Origin of the sequence: Natronosalvus caseinilyticus, assembly GCF_017357105.1 — an archaeon.
GTDB classification, from domain to species: domain Archaea; phylum Halobacteriota; class Halobacteria; order Halobacteriales; family Natrialbaceae; genus Natronosalvus; species Natronosalvus caseinilyticus.
Map to the genome: position 1 here is coordinate 1,044,590 of NZ_CP071596.1, position 18,191 is coordinate 1,062,780.

18 protein-coding genes and 1 tRNA gene are annotated in these 18,191 nt (G+C 66.1%); 8 read left to right on the forward strand and 11 right to left on the reverse strand.

The window, feature by feature from the left end; translation table 11 throughout:
• Positions 1-387: 387 nt before the first annotated feature.
• The 3 genes from J1N60_RS05090 to J1N60_RS05100 all read right to left on the reverse strand — a co-directional run bounded on the left by J1N60_RS05090 (position 388) and on the right by J1N60_RS05100 (position 1,171).
• Positions 388-469 (reverse strand) — tRNA-Ser (locus tag J1N60_RS05090).
• A 56-nt stretch (positions 470-525) separates the two neighbouring features.
• Positions 526-765 carry a DUF7981 family protein gene (locus tag J1N60_RS05095; RefSeq protein ID WP_312912538.1) on the reverse strand — a complete coding sequence of 80 codons (240 nt, stop codon included), beginning with the start codon at positions 763-765 and terminating at the stop codon, positions 526-528.
• A 25-nt stretch (positions 766-790) separates the two neighbouring features.
• Positions 791-1,171 carry a Rid family detoxifying hydrolase gene (locus tag J1N60_RS05100; protein ID WP_312911220.1) on the reverse strand — a complete coding sequence of 127 codons (381 nt, stop codon included), beginning with the start codon at positions 1,169-1,171 and terminating at the stop codon, positions 791-793.
• A gap of 105 nt (positions 1,172-1,276) precedes the next feature.
• Between J1N60_RS05100 and J1N60_RS05105 the strand changes: the two genes are divergently transcribed.
• Complete coding sequence (locus tag J1N60_RS05105; RefSeq protein ID WP_312911221.1) at positions 1,277-2,203, forward strand: hypothetical protein; 927 nt, start codon at positions 1,277-1,279, stop codon at positions 2,201-2,203.
• Between the two features lie 7 nt (positions 2,204-2,210).
• Here J1N60_RS05105 and lrp read toward each other — a convergent pair whose 3' ends face one another.
• A complete protein-coding gene (gene lrp, locus J1N60_RS05110) occupies positions 2,211-2,669 on the reverse strand; it encodes an HTH-type transcriptional regulator Lrp (RefSeq protein ID WP_312911223.1) in 459 nt (152 codons plus the stop codon).
• 125 nt (positions 2,670-2,794) lie between these two features.
• On the opposite strand from lrp, the gene glnA reads away from it, so the two are divergent.
• Positions 2,795-4,150, forward strand: a complete 1,356-nt coding sequence (gene glnA / locus J1N60_RS05115; RefSeq protein ID WP_312912539.1) for a type I glutamate--ammonia ligase — start codon at positions 2,795-2,797, stop codon at positions 4,148-4,150.
• Positions 4,151-4,267: 117 nt separating this feature from the next.
• Here the strand turns inward: glnA and J1N60_RS05120 are convergent, their stop codons facing one another.
• Entirely contained in the window at positions 4,268-5,581 is a 1,314-nt protein-coding gene (locus J1N60_RS05120; protein WP_312911225.1) for a YihY/virulence factor BrkB family protein, read from the reverse strand.
• Between the two features lie 129 nt (positions 5,582-5,710).
• Between J1N60_RS05120 and J1N60_RS05125 the strand changes: the two genes are divergently transcribed.
• Positions 5,711-5,926 (forward strand): hypothetical protein, encoded by a 216-nt coding sequence (locus tag J1N60_RS05125; RefSeq protein WP_312911227.1) that lies wholly within the window; start codon positions 5,711-5,713, stop codon positions 5,924-5,926.
• A gap of 9 nt (positions 5,927-5,935) precedes the next feature.
• On the opposite strand, the gene J1N60_RS05130 is transcribed toward J1N60_RS05125, so the two are convergent.
• On the reverse strand, positions 5,936-7,072 hold the full coding sequence (locus J1N60_RS05130; protein ID WP_312911229.1) for a tRNA (guanine(26)-N(2))-dimethyltransferase: 1,137 nt from the start codon (positions 7,070-7,072) through the stop codon (positions 5,936-5,938).
• Positions 7,073-7,142: 70 nt separating this feature from the next.
• On the opposite strand from J1N60_RS05130, the gene J1N60_RS05135 reads away from it, so the two are divergent.
• Entirely contained in the window at positions 7,143-7,532 is a 390-nt protein-coding gene (locus J1N60_RS05135; protein ID WP_425494450.1) for a hypothetical protein, read from the forward strand.
• Here J1N60_RS05135 and J1N60_RS05140 read toward each other — a convergent pair whose 3' ends face one another.
• A complete protein-coding gene (locus tag J1N60_RS05140) occupies positions 7,533-8,192 on the reverse strand; it encodes a helix-turn-helix domain-containing protein (RefSeq protein ID WP_312911230.1) in 660 nt (219 codons plus the stop codon).
• A gap of 99 nt (positions 8,193-8,291) precedes the next feature.
• Positions 8,292-11,063, reverse strand: coding sequence for an alanine--tRNA ligase (gene alaS / locus J1N60_RS05145; protein WP_312911231.1), 2,772 nt, complete (start codon positions 11,061-11,063; stop codon positions 8,292-8,294).
• Between the two features lie 342 nt (positions 11,064-11,405).
• On the opposite strand from alaS, the gene J1N60_RS05150 reads away from it, so the two are divergent.
• The 3 genes from J1N60_RS05150 to J1N60_RS05160 all read left to right on the forward strand — a co-directional run bounded on the left by J1N60_RS05150 (position 11,406) and on the right by J1N60_RS05160 (position 15,468).
• Positions 11,406-12,062 (forward strand): hypothetical protein, encoded by a 657-nt coding sequence (locus J1N60_RS05150; protein WP_312911232.1) that lies wholly within the window; start codon positions 11,406-11,408, stop codon positions 12,060-12,062.
• On the forward strand, positions 12,059-12,766 hold the full coding sequence (locus J1N60_RS05155; RefSeq protein WP_312911234.1) for a hypothetical protein: 708 nt from the start codon (positions 12,059-12,061) through the stop codon (positions 12,764-12,766). Before J1N60_RS05150 ends, J1N60_RS05155 begins: the two co-directional genes overlap by 4 nt.
• A gap of 137 nt (positions 12,767-12,903) precedes the next feature.
• Positions 12,904-15,468, forward strand: coding sequence for a GAF domain-containing protein (locus tag J1N60_RS05160; RefSeq protein WP_312911236.1), 2,565 nt, complete (start codon positions 12,904-12,906; stop codon positions 15,466-15,468).
• Here the strand turns inward: J1N60_RS05160 and J1N60_RS05165 are convergent, their stop codons facing one another.
• The 3 genes from J1N60_RS05165 to J1N60_RS05175 form a co-directional block, all read right to left on the reverse strand.
• Positions 15,469-15,966 (reverse strand): hypothetical protein, encoded by a 498-nt coding sequence (locus tag J1N60_RS05165; RefSeq protein ID WP_312911238.1) that lies wholly within the window; start codon positions 15,964-15,966, stop codon positions 15,469-15,471.
• 139 nt (positions 15,967-16,105) lie between these two features.
• Entirely contained in the window at positions 16,106-16,468 is a 363-nt protein-coding gene (locus tag J1N60_RS05170) for a hypothetical protein (protein ID WP_312911239.1), read from the reverse strand.
• A gap of 360 nt (positions 16,469-16,828) precedes the next feature.
• A complete protein-coding gene (locus J1N60_RS05175) occupies positions 16,829-17,845 on the reverse strand; it encodes a replication factor C small subunit (RefSeq protein ID WP_312911241.1) in 1,017 nt (338 codons plus the stop codon).
• Between J1N60_RS05175 and J1N60_RS05180 the strand changes: the two genes are divergently transcribed.
• Positions 17,844-18,134: a hypothetical protein gene (locus tag J1N60_RS05180; RefSeq protein WP_312911243.1), complete on the forward strand. Its 291-nt coding sequence runs from the start codon at positions 17,844-17,846 to the stop codon at positions 18,132-18,134. The genes J1N60_RS05175 and J1N60_RS05180 overlap by 2 nt on opposite strands.
• Positions 18,135-18,191 lie beyond the last annotated feature (57 nt).

The following is an 18,191-nucleotide window of genomic DNA, read 5'->3' on the forward strand; positions in this document are numbered from 1 at the left end:
ACGCGCTCGAAGGGTAAGCGGTAAGGCTCGACGCAATCGATCCCGCCACTCGCGAGTTGCTCGCGACAATAGACGCCGGGACAGGGATTTGAACCACGCGTAGACGGTCCTGCTCGCTCGCTTCGCTCGCTGTGCGGGCTCCGACTTCTCACGTTCAAACTCTGATTACGTCGTTTCGTGATTTCGGATTGCTCACGTCGCTACGCGCCGTTCACAGGACGTGGAATCACGAAAACGCCAAGACAGGGATTTGAACCGCGGTCGGACGTGCTCGCTCGCTTCGCTCGCTGTGCGCGACCTCCCTGATTCAAATCCCTTCGTTCGCGTTTCTCGCGTCACGGTCGCTCGCGTCGCTACGTGCCGCTCGCGGGGGTTGTACGCGAGAAACGCCAGGACAGGGATTTGAACCCTGAATCCCGAAAGGGAACACGCTTTCCAGGCGTGCGCCTTACCGTTCGGCCATCCTGGCTCACTCGAGCATAGCCGGGTGGGTCGTTTAACTGTTACGTAAGGAGACGACGGGCGTCACTTCCGCTTCCCGTCCGCGCCGTCGTCAACGACCCGCTCCGCCGCCCACCGCGCTACCCGGGACTCGAGGCGGTACGCCACCGCCGCAGTCCCGACGCCGACCACCAGTGCGACCAGTCCCGCTCGAGGCAGCGACACCAGCGGCTCGACGGCGAGGGCGTACCCCTGGACGAGCACGAGGAACGTCATCGTGCCGACGGCACCCCAGAGGACGGCGGATTTCAGGCGAGCGTCCACGTTTACGGTTCCGACCACAGGTCGACTACTCGAGGCTGGCGATCGCTTCGATCTCGATCCCGACGCCCTTCGGCAGGTTCGCGACCTCGAAGGCGCTACGGGCCGGTGGCTCGTCGTCGAAGTAGCCCGCGTAGACCTCGTTCATCGCCTCGAACTCCTCGATGTCGTCGAGGAGGACGGTCATCTTGAGCACGTCGTACATGGTCGCACCCGCTTCCTCGAGGACGGCCTCGACGTTGTCGAGGGCCTGTTCGGTCTGGACGTCGATCGGCTCGTCGTCGAGCAGGTCGCCGTCGGGCGTGAGCGGGATCTGGCCCGCAGTGAAGACGATCGAGTCGTCGGTCGTTCCCTGGCTGTAGGCGCCGACGGCCGCCGGCGCGTCGTCCGTGCTGATGATGCGCTTCATGTCCGAGGCAACTCGACAGGGTGACTTAAAAACCGGCGAAACGGCCGGGCGGGTGCCGCGAGGGAGGCCGACAGTATAAGCCGCCCGCGACCCGATGGCTCACCGATGGGACCCTCGAGGTGGCGTCTTGGCGGTGCTCGCTCACGCTCACGCTCACGCTCGCGATCACGGTCACGGCCGCGCTGGCTCCTCGTCGCCGTCGCGCTCGTCGGCTGCTGGCGTGCCGTTCGAACCCGTTTCGTCGCCGACCGGCCGTTCTCGCCGCTATTCGGCGGCCGCTACGTCGGCCCCGACTGGGCAGCCAGGAACGGACTCGAGGCCGACCCAGTCGCGGGCGAACTCGAGGACTTCGACGTCTACGAACGCCAGGAAATCGACCTCGAGTCCGGTCCGGTCGATGCGTTCGACCCCGGTGGCGTCCACCCCGTAGTCCGCCGCTTTTACGAACGGACGAGCGACTACGACCTCACATACAAAACGCGCTGGCACCGCGGCTTTCGCCTCGGCGCGTGGCTCGCCTCGTTCGCGACCGCTCGCCTCGAGCAACTCAACCTCCCCGGACGGAACGACGGGCGGACTCGTCGCCTCGAGAGCCGGCTGGCACGGGTTCCGACGTCGGCAGACCCGCGCGGTGGTCGCGTCTGGACGCGCACCGATCCCGACTCCGGCGAGGCGGTGTTCGTCGCGATTTACGCGACCCACGAGCGAGCGGGCGTCACGTACGCGAACGTCGCCGTTCCCCTGCCGGCAAGCAACCTCTCGACTGTGCTTCGGCCGGAGCAGTGTTCGCTCGGGTCCGCTGTGGGTGGGCCCGGGGTGACCTTCACCACGCGGGGGCCGGGCGACGGCGGTCTCTATCTCGTGACGCCGCTGGGGGCGATTCGCCTGCCGATGGAGCAGCGGTTTCGCGTCTGGCCGGTCGCGAGCGACGGCCAGGACCGGCTGCGCGCCAGCCACGAGATGTGGCTCTTCGGTCGACAGTTTCTGACGATCAAGTACGCGATCGAGGCGCGAGAGCGCGACTCGCGATAGCGTCTCGTTACTCCTCGATCTCGAGTTCGAACTGCTCGTTCTCGGAGACGGCGTTGAGGACGACGCTCGTGTTCGACTCCTTGATGTCGGGGTCGGTGAGGAGGGCTTTGATCTGGTCGTTCATCCCGTCGGTGTCGGTGAACTTGCCGACGGCGATGACGTCGTAGTCGCCGGTGACCTCGTAGACGGAGATCATCTGCTTGTGCTCTTTGAGCGTCTCGGTAATGTCCGGGAGGGCGTTCCCCTCGACTTTCAGCTGGATGACGGCCGTAACGTCGTAGTCGAGGGCGTCGTAGTCGATCTTCGGGGTGTAGCCGTGGATCACGCCCTCGTCCTCGAGGGCAGAGAGGTGGTTCGAGATGGTGGTCACGGAGACGTCGAGATCCTCGGCGAGGCTCCGGAGGCTCGCCCGGCCGTCGCCCAGAAGTGCATTCACTAACTTTGCGTCGAGATTTTCGTACGTCATCACGTCTACCAACTCACTCCCACCATTAGAACTTTACGAATATCCACTTTCGATCGAGAGACGGGAGATTTGCTCACAACAGCAGGATTTTAGTAGTGGACATCGTTGAGGAGGACGACGAGAAGATGACAAGCGGAAACATCACCCCGACCGAACAGGCGGTGCTGGACGAAATCGAGGAGAAGGGCGTCGATTTCCTCCGGCTCCAGTTTACCGACATCCTCGGCGTCGTCAAGAACGTCGCCGTTCCGGCCCGCCAGGCCGAGAAGGCGTTCACCGAGGGAATCTACTTCGACGGCTCCTCGATCGAAGGCTTCGTGCGGATCCAGGAATCGGACATGCGCCTCGTGCCCGACCCGGACACGTTCGCCATCCTCCCGTGGAGACAGAGTGGCGAGAGCGCCTCGGCCCGGATGATCTGTGACGTCTACAACACCTCTACCGGCGATCCCTTCGAGGGCGACCCGCGCTACATTCTGAAGCGGGCGATCGACCGCGCCCAGGACCTCGGCTACTCGATCAACGCCGCGCCTGAACCCGAGTTCTTCCTGTTCGAGGAGGACGAGGAGGGCGGCGCGACGACCGAGACGAACGACGCCGGCGGGTACTTCGACCTCGCGCCGAAGGACCTCGCGAGCGACGTCCGCCGGGACATCATCTACGGCCTCGAGAGCATGGGCTTCGAGGTCGAGGCGAGCCACCACGAGGTCGCCGAGGGCCAGCACGAGATCAACTTCGAGTACGACGACGCGCTCACCACGGCCGACAACGTCGGCACCTTCCGGACGGTCGTGCGCGCCATCGCGGCCCAGCACGGCTATCACGCGACGTTCATGCCGAAGCCGATCCCGCGGATCAACGGCTCCGGGATGCACACCCACATCTCGCTGTTCACCGAGGGCGGCGAGAACGCGTTCCACGACGGCGACGACGAGTTCAACCTCTCGAGTACGGCGAAGTCGTTCCTCGCGGGCGTCCTCGAGCACGCCCCGGCGATCACGGCCATCGCGAACCCGATCGTCAACAGCTACAAGCGACTGGTGCCCGGCTACGAGGCGCCGGTCTACGTGGCGTGGTCCGATCGCAACCGCTCGGCGCTCATCCGCAGGCCGGCCGCTCGCGTGCCGGCGGCCTCTCGCATCGAACTGCGCTCGCCCGATCCCTCGTGTAACCCCTACCTCGCGCTGGCGGTCATGATCCACGCGGGTCTCGACGGCATCGAGAACGACCTCGAGGCGCCCGACCCAGTCCGGGAGAACATCTACGAGTTCGACGGGAAGAAACGCGAGGAGTACGGCATCGAGACCCTGCCGACGAACCTCGGCGAGGCGGTCGACGCCCTCGAAGCGGACGAGGTCATCTACGACGCCCTCGGCGACCACGTCGGACCGAAGTTCGTCGAGGCGAAGCGCCAGGAGTTCGAGGAGTATCTGGTCGACGTCTCTCAGTGGGAACTCGACCGGTACCTCGAGACGTTCTAGCGCTTCACTGGATCACCGCCCGCGTCGCTCGCTATTTTCGTTCTTCTTCGTCTGTCGGATGGTGCCGACGAGAGGAGTGCACGGTCGTCCATCGGTTCCTCCTCGAGCCGTCTTCGTTCAGGAGCGCCACTCCGAGATTCGGTTGCGGAGCCGTCCCGGAAGACCGAGCGCGGAAATGCCGGCGCCAAACAGCACCATCAGCACGTAGACGCCGAGCGTCGACGTCCAGACGACGAGCATCGCCAGCACGGCCCATGGGCCCTCGAGGAAGTAGAACGCACCCAGAGTCATCGCGGTGCCGTACAGCAAGACGAGGTACGGCCCCCAGCCGTGGGCGTGGCCCCGGCGAACGCGGCGACGGACGTACCGCTTGAGGTCGGCCTCGAGGGACTGGCGCCTGACAGTCCGGTCCTCGACCGACGTTTCGAAGGACTCGAGCCGGTCCTCGAGCTGGCGGAGTTCCTCGCGGAGAGCGGCGGGATCGTCCGCTCGGTCGCGGGTTCTGGATCCCTCGCGCTGTCGTGAACGTGATCGTGACTGCGGCTCGCTCGCCCCCCGTGCTGGCCCGTCTCGCTCGTCGGCTCCAGTGGCGTCCTCGGACATCGCTTCTGTGGATACCTGTCGTGGCCCGTGACTTTGTAGCTGCCGATCCACGTCAATTCCGGCGAGGACGGCGTTGACCACGACGCCGAAGACGACGATCGCGGCGCCGAGGTAGAGCCAGATGAGCACGAGCAAGACGGCGCCGAGGACGCCGTAGACGCTGAATCCGCCCACGAACGCGGTGTAGAGTGAGAACACCTGCCCGAGCGCGAACCAGCCGATCGTGGCGATGATCGCCCCCGGTGCGGCTTCCCGGAGGCTCACCGGGACGTCCGGGAAGACGACGTACATCGGGAAGAACGCGGCGAGGAGGCTAATCAGGACGAACACCGGGCCGAGGAGGCCGACAGAGAACCCGGGAACGAACTCGACGGCGACCTCGAGGACGGTGACCGCGCTGAAGCCGAGCGTGGCGGCCACCAGGACGATCATCGAGTCCCAGAGGGTGTCCAGCAGTGAGGACGACCGCACGGTACCGTAGACGGCCGAGAACATCTGGTCGAGGCCGTGCAGGACGCGACTGGCGCCCCAGATGAGGCCGACGGCCCCGATGGCCGTCGCCCCCTGTCGGCCGGTTTCGTCGAGGAGCGTCTCCGCGAGGATCTGTCGGGCCGTGGGCGTCAGTACGTCTTCGGAGACTGCGGCCACCCGGGCTGCCAGCGGCTCGCCGCCGATCGACGCCGCCACCCCGAGTGACAGCAGCGACAGCGGCACGAGGGAGAGGAAGGCGTAGAACGCGACGGCGGCCGACAGCAGCGTCAGTTGTTCGGCCCGTGCGAGCGAGAGGATGCGATAGGTGAGCTGAATCGTGCGGCGACGGTCGATCACGGGTGGGTCTTCCTCGGCGAGGGTAATAGCCCTGCGGCCATCGCGTCCCGTGACTCGCCATCCTGCCGAGCGGTCGATTCACCGTTGGTATCCACCAGACCTATTGTCCGAACGCCAAATGAACGCGACATGAACCAGCGTCGATGCCCCGACTGTGCCGTGACGATGGCGGAGACGACGGTCCGGACCGGTAACGGCTACGGGCTCCGGATCGACGGCGGCAAGCGCGATGGCGTGCTCGGGAAACTCGGCCTCGAGTCGACGACGAAACTCGAGGCGGTGTGCTGTCCGGAGTGTGGACTCGTTCGGCTGTACGCGGACGGAGACGTCGAGCACGAAACCTGACCCGAACGCTCACTCCAGATTCGCCCTCGTCGCCTCGAGAATCTCGCCCACGCCGGCGTTCGTCTTGAACGTCGTCCCGCCGTAGTGGGTCTTCGATGTCGCGTACCCCGCCGCCTCGAGATCGGCCAGGAAGTCGGCCATCGTGTTAGCGGGCAGGCCCCAGTTCTTGCAGAGCTTGTGCTGGTCGTAGTAGGTCGGTTCGTCGAGTTCGGCCGCGAGCGTCTCGAGGAGCGCGCGTCCCGTCTCGGCGGTCCCGAACTCGTCCGGGATTCGGTCGCGAACGTCGGCGACGAACGCGCGATCCCGCATCGGACCTAGCCAGAGCGGGCCAGCGGCGAGCATTCGCTCTCCCGCGCAGTTGGGGCACGTCTCGAGCGGCAGGTCGGCCGAGGGCGCCAGCCCGAACGCGTACTCGCGGTACAGGCAGTCCTCACAGTGAACCAGGAAGCCCAGCTCCTCGAGACTGGCGTCGGCGGCGGTCGGCTTCCGGTCGAGTTCGAGGAACGTGCGGACGTAGTGGCTGGTCGCGTGCGTGAGGAGCGGGGTGACGCCGACGTCGAACCGGGCGGCGCTCCGGGTGAGCCCCGAGAGCAGGGTCCGGACGCCCATCTCGGTGTGGTACTCGGTATTTCGAGGGATGGCGCCGTAGGAGCGAATCCCGCTCCTGAAGTGTGCGCCACACAGCGGCGCGGTGTCGGTCGCGGTGACGCAGACGAGGTGGCGACACCGGGCGAATGCCGCGTCGGCGAACGGCATCGGCGTGCCGTAGGGGTCGAGGTCGATCACGTCGAAGACGGCGTCGTGCATCAGGGCGTTGACGTTCCGGTGGACGACTTCGGCGTCGACTCCGAGTTCGAACCCGGCGCGCTCGAGGTTCTCGCTGGCGAGGTCTACAGCTTCCGGCTCGCGGTCACAGCAGGTGACGTCCCAGCCGTCGACCGCGGCCCGGAGGCCGCGGACGCCGCTGGCGGTCATCGCGTCGAGGTAGCGCCGTGTCCGCGGTTGGCGCTCGCGAAACGCTCGCAGGACGGCGATCGTCAGATCCCGATTCAGCTCCTGGCGGGGGTTGTAGAACACCGACTCCTCGACGCCTTCGGTCTGTTCGCCGGGAACCTCGAACTCGACGCCACCCTCCGTCACGCGCATACCTGTTCTCGACGGCGGGGGGCGAAAAGCGGTGTGATTTCCACGCTCCCGTCCGGACACCCAAACCGATATGACGGTCCGACAGAGAGTACCGGACGTGCCCGAGTCGAACGCCGATCCCGTCGAGCGCTGGCAGGCCGACCTCGAGGAGGCCGGCGAACTCTCCCCCTCGATCGTCGAGCGCATCTCCCGCCTGCACGGCGATCGCGGGGTGCGCGCCATCGAGGCCGTCGCAGAGGGCCGGGTCAAGGTCTACCGGGATTTCACCGTCGTCGTGGGTTACGAGGACGAGTACGTCGTCGAGGACGGCGGGTGTACCTGCAAGGACAGCGAGTTCAACCTCGATCCCGAGGACCCCACGGCACTGTGCTGGCACGTCCTCGCGGTGTCGATCGGGCGTCGCGTCGGTCACGTCGACTACCACGACATGTGGTACTCCGACGTGCGCGAGTTTCTGTAGTTAGTCCCTCTCCTCCGGTGCCGTCATCGCGATCGTGTGCTCGATCAACGACTCGTAGCCACGTCGCAACCGATTCGAGAGCGCCTGTGGCGTGATGTCCAACTCCGCAGCGACGTCCTCGAGCGTGACCTCCGGCGAGGAGAAGTACCCGCGCTTCCACGCGGTCAACAGCGCCTCGTGTTGCTTGGCCGTGACGCCGAACTTCGCCCTGGACTGGGGGTTGGCCCGGTCGTACAGTCGCGTGAGTTCGAACGGAATCCCGCGGTCCTCACAGTAGGCACTGAACTGCGAGAGGGCGTCGCCGTCGGGAAATCGCATCCGAAGCTCCCAGCGGTCGTGCTGGGCCGACGCCTCGAGGATCGTCGCGTCCGTCGACGTGTACGCGTAGACGATCGCGTCGACGTCTCGGACCAGATCGGCCCGGTACAGCGTCGCCTCCCTGAACCGATCGATTCGCGTGAGTCCCCGGACCGACGGGTCGTCCGCGGCGGCGGCCTCGAAGGCGTCAAGATCGACGCCGCTGACCCGGAAGTACGGCGTGATGAGTTCCTCGGTGGCGGCGACGCGCTCGATTTCGACGACGGCGCCAGGCTCGGCCTCGAGCGTTTCGTGGAGGGCAAACGCCTCGGTTGGAACGGAAAACTCCGCGAATAGCGCCATCGTCGTCGGTCATGGGACGAGCGGTGGTAAAAAACCCTGGCCTCCCACGGGTACTGGTGTTGCCGTCGGTCGAGTGAGTCCCGTGACGGCGAGCGCGTCTCAGGCGTCCAGTACCTGCCGGAGCACGTCGGGCGCGTCCTCGAGCGCCTCGTCGAGGGCGTCGACGTTCGGCCCGCCACCCTGGGCGAAGTCGGCTGGACCGCCGCCGCCGCCGCCGACTCGCGAGGCGAGTTCGCCGACGACCTCGCCGGCGTTGACGTCGGCGCCGTCGGGAACAGCGACGACGAACTGCGCGCCGCTCTCACCGGAGCCGATGACGGCGAGCTTGCCCTCCGCAGCGAGAGCGTTGGCCGTCGCCCGGAGCTCGTCCATGTCGGCGTCGATTCGCTGGACGACGGCGGTCGTTTCGCCGACCTCCACCTCCTCGCCGCCGCCACCGCCGCTGGCGCGGGCGGTCGCGAGCTGTTCTTTCAGGTCCTCGATTTCCTTGCCGCGAGCCTTCCACTCCTCGAAGAAGCGCTCGGCGGTCTCCGGGACGTTCTCGGGGGAGACGTCGAGGGCCTCGGCGGCCCCGTAGAGGGCGTCCTCGGTACGCTGGGTGGACTCGATGGCCGCGTCGCCGGCGGCGAAGACGAGTCGCTCGACGCCGTCCTGGACGCGCTCGGTGGTCAGAATCTTGATCGCGCCGATGTCGCCAGTGCGGGCGACGTGGGTGCCACCGCAGGCCTGGACGTCCTCGGCGACGTGGATGAGTCGGATGTTCGTTCCCGGCGGGATCCCGCCCTGGTAGAGGTCGAAGCCGTGTTCGGCCTCGGCCTCGTGTCGGTGGGGCCACTCCTGGTCGACGGAGACGTTGTCCATCACCATGCCGTTGGCGACGCGCTCGATTTGCTTGACGGCCTCCCGGGAGATCCGGTTGTAGTGACGGACGTCGACCCGCGAGGACTCGACGCCCTTCTGGGCGCCCGCCTGGCGGACGTGGTCGCCGAGCACCTGCCGGGCGGCGTGCATGACGATGTGGGTTGCCGTGTGGTGGCGCATCAATTGCCGGCGACGGGGGGCGTCGAGCTGTCCCTTGACGAACTCGCCCTTCCCCGGATCCTCGTCGGTCCGGTGGGTGACGACGCCGTCCTCGATCTGGACGTCGAGCACGTCGACGGTCTTCTCCTCGCTCGAGAGCGTGCCCCGGTCCGCTGGCTGGCCGCCACCCTCGGGGTAGAACATCGTCTGGTCGAGCACGACGTCGTAGCCCTCCTCGCGGTCGAATACGTCGAGGACGACCGCCTCGAACTGGGTTCGCTGCTGGTCGTCGTAGTACAGTTTCTCCGTCTCGGGGAGGTCGGCGAATCGCTCGTCGCCCTCCTCGGTGGCTTCCTCGACCGTCGTCGTGTCGTGGCGGTCGGCGACGAGACTGTAGAAGTCGTCGGGCACGTCCACCTCGGCGCCGGCCTCGGTGGCGATCTCCTCGACCATGTCGGGCTGGATGCCGTGGCTGTCGTAGAGTTCGATCAGTTCCTCGAGGGGGATCGACTCGCCTTTCTTCGCGTACTCCGCAGCGAGGGCTTCGACCCGTCGGCCGCCGCGCTCGAGCGTCTCGCGGTACTTCTCGACCTCGGTGCGGACGATGTCCCGGACGGTGTCGCGGTTCTCGTAGCCCAGGCGCTCGGCCTGCATGTCGACGAGTTCGTCGAGCGGCGCGTCGACGCCGACGGTGTCACAGAGGCGTTTCGTCCGGCGGAGCACCATCCGCGCGAGGTAGCCCGTGCCGACGTTCGAGGGGACGATGCCGTCGCCGAACATGTACGCGAGGGTCCGGCAGTGGTCGGCGATGGCGTAGATTCGCTCGAGTGGCTCCACCAGGTCGCGGAGGTCACCGACGTCGACGCCGAGTTCGTCCGCGATGTCGCCGCGGGCGGCCTCGACGTCGTCGACGTCGTCGATGTCGAGCTGGCCCGAGAGCCGCGCCGCCCGGGCGACGAGGTCGGCTTCTTCGTCAGTGTACTCCAGCCCCGCGTTGTCTTTGAGGAAGTCGATCATCTCGGGGTAGATCGCCTCGTAGACCGTCGCCGTCCCCTGGCTCATCCAGGTCCAGCGCTCGAGGCCGTAGCCCGTGTCGACGATGTAGGTGTCCATGAACGAGTAGGTGTTCCCGTCTTTGAGTTCGTACTCGCCGTCGGGGTCCTGCTCCATGCACATGAAGACCAGCGTGGCCAGCTCGAGGCCCTTGTAGATGACCTCGATGGCGGGCCCGGCGTTGCCGCCGCCGACCCACGGATCCTCGATGTAGGTGACGTCGGTGATGTCCGCGCCCAGGGAGTCGAGCAGTTCGTCACAGAGTTCGACGGTGCGGTCCTTCCAGTAGACCTCGCCCTCGTAGGCGTACTCCTCCTCGGCGTCCTCGCGGACGTTGAACGCGTGGTGGGCCATCATCTCGAAGGCCATCGTGTGCCGGCCCGTCTTGCCCACGTTGTCGATGTCCTGCATCCGGATGCAGGGCTGACTGACGGTCAGCGGGTTCGCCGGCGGCGGCGTCTTCCCCGAGGTGACCAGCGGCTGGAAGTCGTAGATCGACGCCTGCGTCAGGAGAACGTCGTCGCGCCAGCGGTTGGCCGCCACCGGGTACGGGTCGATGCGCTCGTGGCCGTGGTCCTCGAAGAACGAGAGGAACGCCTCGCGCATCTCCTCTAAGGTGTACTCCTCGGCGAAGCCCGGCTCGTCGATGAAGTCGTACTGCTCGCAGGGCGGTTCCCCGCAGGTCTCGCGACTGTGATCGCGCGTCCAGAAGTGTGCCCCACAGGAGGGACACTCCTTGCGCTCGAACCCCTCCTCCTCGAAATACTCGAGTCGGTACTCCTCCTCCAGTTCACTCATTCGTACCTCGTACTGGCCCTGCAGGCGGTAAAACAGTTGCGCAACGGGTGTCACGGCCAGGTTGCTGAACGCCTGGCATTTCCGTCCCCACGACCCGCGTGTCGTTCGAACCGACTATTACGAGATACGTTAAACACGAAATTAATAAATACCCCTGGTTGGAATTTCCGATATAATGTTAGCGAACGAACGTGTGTCTCGAACCGGACGACGTCCGTCTCGAGGCCGCGACGGGCCGACCCTCCACCGTCCGCCAACGACGGTCGCAGCCACGGCTGTGGCGACGGCCCCAGTCTCAGTCACGGCTACGGCTGCAATAGTAAATGAGGTCGAGTGCCGACGATGACGACGCGACGGTCCCTGCTGCGGAAAATCGGCCTGACCGGCATCGGCACGGCCACCGGTATCGCCCTCCTCCCAACGCCCCCACACTCGACTACACTCCACGGCACGGTCGAGGGCGCCGAACCACCTGCGGCCGCCGCCGACTGGATCGGCACGGAAATCACCACCGAGGACGAGACGCCCGTCGGCCGCCACCACTACGCGCCGACGCGCGACGGGTTCGTCCCCACGGCGCCGTTCAACCTCGTGCTCCTCCCCGCTGCGGACGGCGAGACGGGCCTCGAGCGCGTCATGACCGTCCTCGACGACGAGGGCTGGGTCCGAAACCCGGTCGAATACACGCGATTCGCCTGGAACCGGGAGAGCGACTCGTACGTTCGCCAGCAAGCGACCGCCGCCCAGACCTACTGGGGGGCCAGCGGTCGGCGCCACGTCCGGTGCTGGTCGTTCGAGGACGTCGTCTCGATGCAGGCCCACGAGGACACCGGCGCCCGTCCGAAACACGGTATCGCCTCCTACCAACGGGGCCGAGAGACCGTCGAGGCGATCTTCGACGCCGCTGGGTGGCGAGTCTTCCCCGGTGCGATCGATCTGACCAACGAGTCCGGCCCGGACCACGATGGATTCGCGACGCTCATCGTGGAGGACTCGTGAGCACCGACGCCCCCTCCCTCCCAGAGCGATCGACGCCCGGCCCCGTCCTCGAGCTCCTGGACCACCCCTGGCTCGGCCTCGAGCGCCGGCGGACGGTCGCCGTCGGGGGCTACCTGTGTGGTCTCCTCGCGCTGTTTCTGATCAGCCACGTCGGCGCACGCGTCACGATCGACGACGTCGTCCTCGACTCGCTGACGGTGGGCTTCGACACCGTCAGAACGATCGCTATCGCGCTCGTCACCCCGACAATCCTGCTGATTCCGCTCTGTTACGCGGCCTGGAACGGCGGCCCGGCGCTGTCGTTCGCGCTGCCGCTCGTCCCGGTGACTATTGGGGACCTCCTCGCCGGCGGATACGTCCTCGACCTGGACGTCGCGCTCGCACTGACCGTCGGCGCGAGCGCGGCCGCCGTCGCGCTCGTCTCCGCTGACGTTCGGAGACTCGGTTCGGTTCGAGTGTGGCGGGTGTGGCGCTCGAGGGAGACCGACGCCGATAGCGATCGGCTCCTGTTCGTCACAGCGCTCGCGATTGTGGCAGCTGTAGGCGCCGGTTGGTTCGTCGCCGCCGCACCGACGTACGTGCTCGAGTGGTACGCCCCGTTCGGCACCCTCTGGATCGTCGTTGCCGCGATCCTCGGGTGCTACTGGGTACGGTGGGCGTGGTCGCTGTCGGCGGATCGCGCCCGCTCGGACGAGTCGGTCTGACGGCGAGGACGGTCTCGGCTGAACTCACCTGGATCGACCCGAAGAATTCCGGCACTGTACAACCCACAGATATATGTTAGATATCGCCCATTCTACGGTAACTCGAGCGTCGATTCCAGCGTTTCGCTTCACTACCAATGACCGATACCGTCCTCTACGTAACTGCACACGGCACCGGGCCGTCGGCCGAAACCACCAGGCCCGAAGGCGTTCTCGAACTCGAACGCGAACTCGAGCGGGTGGCGCCGCGGTCGTCCGTCGAGTGCGTCGACTCGATCGAAGCCCTCGACGAGCGCGTCGTCGCTGCCGACTGCGTCGTCTTCGCGGAGGACACGACCGGTGACGGGCCGCCGATCGAGGCCGTCGCCGCTGCCTGTAGCGGAACGCCGCTCATCTATTACGGTAATCCCGACCGTGTCTCTGCTGTCAATCCCGACAACGGTCCCGACTCCGACGCTGACTCGCGTGCCCATTCCACCCCGATCCACGCCCTCGAGGGCGTCGACGGGTTCGTTCGCCGGACCGGCGACTCGGCGGTTCACCTGGCTGACGAGATCGACTGGCAGTGTAGGCGACAGCCGCGACAGTCGACGACCGGCACGGCTGACGGAAGCGTCGATCGACCGAAGATCGCCCGCCTTCACCGGATGACCACTCGACTCGTCGCGTGTCGTTCCGAGGAACGCCTCCTCGACCTCGCCATCGAGTCGGCCGAAGCCATCCTCGGATTCGACGCGTCGTCGATCTCGCTCGCCGAAGAGCGAGACGGCGAGACGAAGCTGGTGATTCGCGCCGGCTCGGACGAGTTCGCCGACATCTCGCGAGCACACGACCTCTCGGAGGGAATCCTCGGGAAGACCTACCGGAAACAACGCTCGTTCCTGCTCGAGGACGTGGCGGATCACCCCGACGCCCGTCCGCACGAGGACGGCTACCGATCCGCGATCAGCGTCCCGATCGAGGAGTTCGGCGTCTTTCAGGCGATCTCGACTGACGAACGCGCCTACGACGAGTCCGACCTCGAGTTCGCCGAGTTGCTCGTGACCTACGTCGCCCAGACGCTCAGTCGACTTCGCGTCGCGGAGACGTTGCGCGAACGGCGCGAGCGCCTGACCAGGCTCCACGAGGGGACGACCAAAATCGTCGGCTCGACTGACGAGGCGGCAGTCTACGAGCGGGCCCTCGAGACGACGGAGACGGTGCTCGAACTCGACATCTGCGTCTTCCTCTCGGCGGACCTCGAGACCGAGGAACTCGTCCCCGAGGCCTACTCGGAGACGATGGACGAGCGACTGGCCAGGAGGGTGCCCCTCGACCACGGAATCGTCGGCGAGACCTACCGACGGGGCGAGCCGTCGATCATCGACGAAGTCGTGATCGAAGACCCGGAAATCGAGGGGCTGGAACGGTTCAAGTCGGCGATGACCGTGCCCCTCGGGGAGTACGGCGTCTTCCAGGCGGTCTCCGAGCAATCACACGCCTTCGACGACGTCGACCTCGAGCTGGCGGAACTCCTGTGTGCCCACGTGACCGAAGCCATCGGCAGGGCGCGCGCCGAAGCCAGCCTCGTCGAGGAACGGGATCGGCTCTCAGCGCTGTTCGACAACGTCCCCGACCCCGCCGTCCAGTACCACCTCTCGGACGGCGAACCGACCGTCCGGGCGGTCAACGACCGATTCGAGGAGGTCTTCGGATTCGACACCGAGACCGTTCTGCACGAGGCCGTCGACGACTACATCATCCCACCGGGGTACGAGGACGAAGCTCGTCAGCTCAACGAGGCGCTGTTCGCCGGCGAAACCCTGCGCGTGGTCACGCGGCGGCGAACCGCGACCGACGTTCGGGACTTCCTGGTCAACGTCGTCCCCCTCACCGCCGGCGAACGAAGCGTCGAGGGGTACGCCATCTACACCGACATCACCGACCAGAAGCGCCACGAACGCGCGCTCACGGCGAAGAACGAGCGCCTAGACGAGTTCGCCAGCATCGTCAGCCACGACCTCCGCAACCCGCTCAACGTCGCCCAGGGCTACCTCGAGTTGCTCGACGAGACCGGCGATCAGTCCCACCTCGCGGAGATCGACGACGCGCTCGATCGGATGGACGAACTCATCGAACGGCTGCTCACGCTCTCGCGACGCGGCGACGTCATCGACGACACCGAACCCCTCGAGATCCACGCGGTGGCGACGGACGCCTGGTCGGCAGTCGACACCGACGGGGCGACGCTGCAACTCGGCGAGAACCAGTCGCTCGAGGCCGACCGGGCGCGACTTCGGGAAGCGCTCGAGAACCTGTTTCGAAATTCGGTGGAACACGGCTCGAGTGAATCCGGCGGGGATCGAAACGCCAACGCGAGCGATCTGACCATCACGGTCGGTGCCCTCGAGGACGGCTTCTTCGTCGCCGACGACGGCGTCGGCATCCCGCCGAACGAGCGCCAGTCCGTGTTCGAAACCGGGTACACGACCGCCAGTGGCGGCACCGGGTTCGGACTGAACATCGTCGACCAGATCGCCCGGGCGCACGGCTGGACCGTCGAGGTTACCGACAGCGACGCGGGTGGTGCCCGGTTCGAGTTCCGGGAAGGGTCGCCCGAGGACGCTGCGCCGGAACCGGTTCCCGAGTCCACTGGCGGTACCGACGACGGCCGTCGCTCGAACCTCGAGCCGCCGGCCGACGGCGGCGACCCGTCGGCGTAGTTATCGGTAGGCAATCCCGATCGACAGCAACGACGCGAGACCCGCGCCTGTAGCCAGGAGAACGACGAGTCCGGCGTCGACCTCGAGCCAGAGCGCTCCTGCGAGCGGAAGAACCAGCACGCCACAGAGCATCGCGGCGGTTCCGAGTCGCTTTCCAGTCTCGCGGTCGACGTTCGGCGTCGTCAGCAGGTCACGGCGGTCGTACCTCCTGACCGCCCACCCCAGGCCAATACAGAGTGCGCTCGTCCCGATGATCGCGGCGGTCCCGACGGCGCGCTCGGGGAGCTCGAGATCGATGGCGACCGCGAGTGCTAGCATCGACGCCCCAACGACGCCCATCACGAGCGCGTTCGCTCGAGCGCCGGCCTCGTCGGCGGGATCCGTTCCGTACGCGCGACGGATCCAGCTGCCGTGGCGCAGGCTCGCCAGCGCGAGGGCGAGACAGCCGACGCCAACGAGGCCGACGATTGCGACGCCGGGATTGACATCGACTACCATGTTCGATACTAGAACTGTCGTCGGCAAAATCGTTTCGTGGCGCTCTCGTTCGCTCGTGCTCTTTTCCCGCGAATCACTCCTCGAGCGCCAGCGATGCCAGCATTGTACGTTTCGATACTCAGATGTTCCGTGAAATGACCTAATCGTCGACCCCGTACCCGAACACGAGTAGCTGACCTTCGTGCTCGACGTACCTTCCCAACGGGTGTTCTGTCGAATCTTCGTCGTACGCGGGGAGTTTCTCGAGAGAGACAGCGGCGTCGTACAGTTTCTCTCGATCCATCTCATCGGTATCGATCGTCACGACTTCGTACTCGCCGCTCGCTCGCTTTTCGGTTGGAAGGTCCCTCCCAGACTCCACTGACCGTGAGAGGATCTCGTCCAGCACCGGATCGTCTGCGATTGCTTCGCGCGTTGATGGTGTAATGTCTACTTCAGATGGGGCCTCAGTAACGAGAAGCGCGTACACTGCTCTCATCTGGTCGCTCTCGAGAGCACCCACTGTGTTAGTATCCGTCTCTCGAGGATCGTCGCTGGCGGTACTGGTATCCCGATCGAGACAACCGACGACTGGCATTAATGCGCTGCTGCAACAGACCGCCAGTACCTGTCTACGATCCATACGCTCACTCGAAATGGCATCTTTAAGTACTATCTCCTCACCCACGCATAAAATAGCGTGGTAGCACCCGTCTCGTGAATTCATCCACGAATCGGATTCGCCGTTCGTCTCCCGCATCCGACCAGCGACCGAGTCCGACAGTCGATACGGCGTTCCACCCATGGATCGTCGAGAGCATCGTCCTGAACTTCCCTCCGCTGAGCAGGTCGGTTCCGACGGAGGTGTTTCAGGAAACGATGATCACTCCTCGAGCGCCAGCGACGCCAGCATCGCCTCGAGCTGGAGGCGTTCGTTCGCCCCTTCCGTAATCCGATAGTCCACTTCCCCCAGCCGCTCGAGTAAGCGCACCGTGGCCAGTTCCTCGAGGTCGAACTCCCAGGCTGACCGGTGGAGCTGATCGATCACGTCGCCGCCGGCCAGTCCGCGGTCGGTGAGCAGCGAGTCGAGGGTGGCCCTGGCCGCCGTGAAGTCGCCCGTGATGGCCTTCTCGACCATCTCCTCGACCTCCTCGGGGCGGGCGGTCGCCGTGATCGCGAAGACGCCTTCCTCGTCGACGGCGTCGCCCATGACGGCGGCGGCCTGCAGGCCGTTGATCGCCTTGCGCATGTCCCCCGCGGCGGCGTAGACGAGCGCGTCGACGCCGTCGTCGGTCACCTCGATACCCTCGGCATCGGCGATTTCGCGCACCTGTGCCTCGACGGCATCATCGGAGAGTTCCGTGAAGCGGAAGACGGCACAGCGAGACTGGATCGGATCGATGATCTGGCTCGAGTAGTTACACGAGAGGATGAAGCGCGTGTTGTGGGAGAACTGCTCCATCGTCCGGCGCAGGGCGGACTGGGCGTCGCTGGTGAGCGCGTCGGCCTCGTCCAAAAAGATGATGCGGTAGTTGTAGCCGCCGAAACTCGAGCGCGCGAAGTTCTTGATTCGATCCCTGACGACGTCGATGCCGCGCTCGTCAGAGGCGTTCAACTCGAGGAAGTTCTCCCGCCAGTCCTCGCCGTAGAGTTCGCGGGCGACGGCCTGCGCGGCCGTGGTCTTGCCGGTGCCGGCCGGCCCCGAGAACATGAGGTTCGGCAGGTCGTTTTGCTCGACGTAGCTCACCAGTCGGGGGACGATGTTCTCGTGGCCCTTGATCTCGTCTAACGTCTCGGGCCGGTACTTCTCGATCCAGACTTCGGTTCGCCCGGCGACGGACTCCGCCTGGCCGGTCGACTCGGTGTCGGCAGACGACGACCCGGACTCGTCTTCACTCATGTCCCCGACGAGGGGAGCGCCGGCAATAAAACGACCGAAGCGCCGATTCGCCGTCGCCGCGTGGGCGCTCTCGCTCGTGGACGTCCACAACCGCTGGCTCGCGCTGGTGGTCGGCCTGGTCGCCGGCGCCCTCGTCGGGCTGGTACCGTTCGTCGGCTGGTTCCTGAACCTGCTGGTCACCCTTCTCGGCCTCGGGGCACTCGTTGGTGGGCTGCTCGCTCACCACCGGTGGGTCAGACAGTCGGTTACCGACGCCGGTCGCCCGGAGCCCGGCGACGCCGCCGCGTGAACGTGCAGACCGCGAACGACGCGCTCAAGTGCTCCCGACGGCAACCTCGAGCCGAAC

Excerpts from the sequence above, each read along its gene's own strand:
- J1N60_RS05130 (WP_312911229.1), bottom strand. The coding sequence starts at position 7,072 with ATGCGCGTGACGGAGGGTGGCGTCGAGTTCGAGGTTCCCGGCGAACAG.
- J1N60_RS05180 (WP_312911243.1), top strand. The coding sequence starts at position 17,844 with ATGTCCCCGACGAGGGGAGCGCCGGCAATAAAACGACCGAAGCGCCGA.
- lrp (WP_312911223.1), bottom strand. The coding sequence starts at position 2,669 with ATGACGTACGAAAATCTCGACGCAAAGTTAGTGAATGCACTTCTGGGC.
- J1N60_RS05150 (WP_312911232.1), top strand. The coding sequence starts at position 11,406 with ATGACGACGCGACGGTCCCTGCTGCGGAAAATCGGCCTGACCGGCATC.
- J1N60_RS05105 (WP_312911221.1), top strand. The coding sequence starts at position 1,277 with ATGGGACCCTCGAGGTGGCGTCTTGGCGGTGCTCGCTCACGCTCACGC.
- J1N60_RS05135 (WP_425494450.1), top strand. The coding sequence starts at position 7,143 with ATGACGGTCCGACAGAGAGTACCGGACGTGCCCGAGTCGAACGCCGAT.
- J1N60_RS05140 (WP_312911230.1), bottom strand. The coding sequence starts at position 8,192 with ATGGCGCTATTCGCGGAGTTTTCCGTTCCAACCGAGGCGTTTGCCCTC.
- J1N60_RS05125 (WP_312911227.1), top strand. The coding sequence starts at position 5,711 with ATGAACCAGCGTCGATGCCCCGACTGTGCCGTGACGATGGCGGAGACG.
- J1N60_RS05160 (WP_312911236.1), top strand. The coding sequence starts at position 12,904 with ATGACCGATACCGTCCTCTACGTAACTGCACACGGCACCGGGCCGTCG.
- glnA (WP_312912539.1), top strand. The coding sequence starts at position 2,795 with ATGACAAGCGGAAACATCACCCCGACCGAACAGGCGGTGCTGGACGAA.
- J1N60_RS05175 (WP_312911241.1), bottom strand. The coding sequence starts at position 17,845 with ATGAGTGAAGACGAGTCCGGGTCGTCGTCTGCCGACACCGAGTCGACC.
- J1N60_RS05100 (WP_312911220.1), bottom strand. The coding sequence starts at position 1,171 with ATGAAGCGCATCATCAGCACGGACGACGCGCCGGCGGCCGTCGGCGCC.
- J1N60_RS05165 (WP_312911238.1), bottom strand. The coding sequence starts at position 15,966 with ATGGTAGTCGATGTCAATCCCGGCGTCGCAATCGTCGGCCTCGTTGGC.
- alaS (WP_312911231.1), bottom strand. The coding sequence starts at position 11,063 with ATGAGTGAACTGGAGGAGGAGTACCGACTCGAGTATTTCGAGGAGGAG.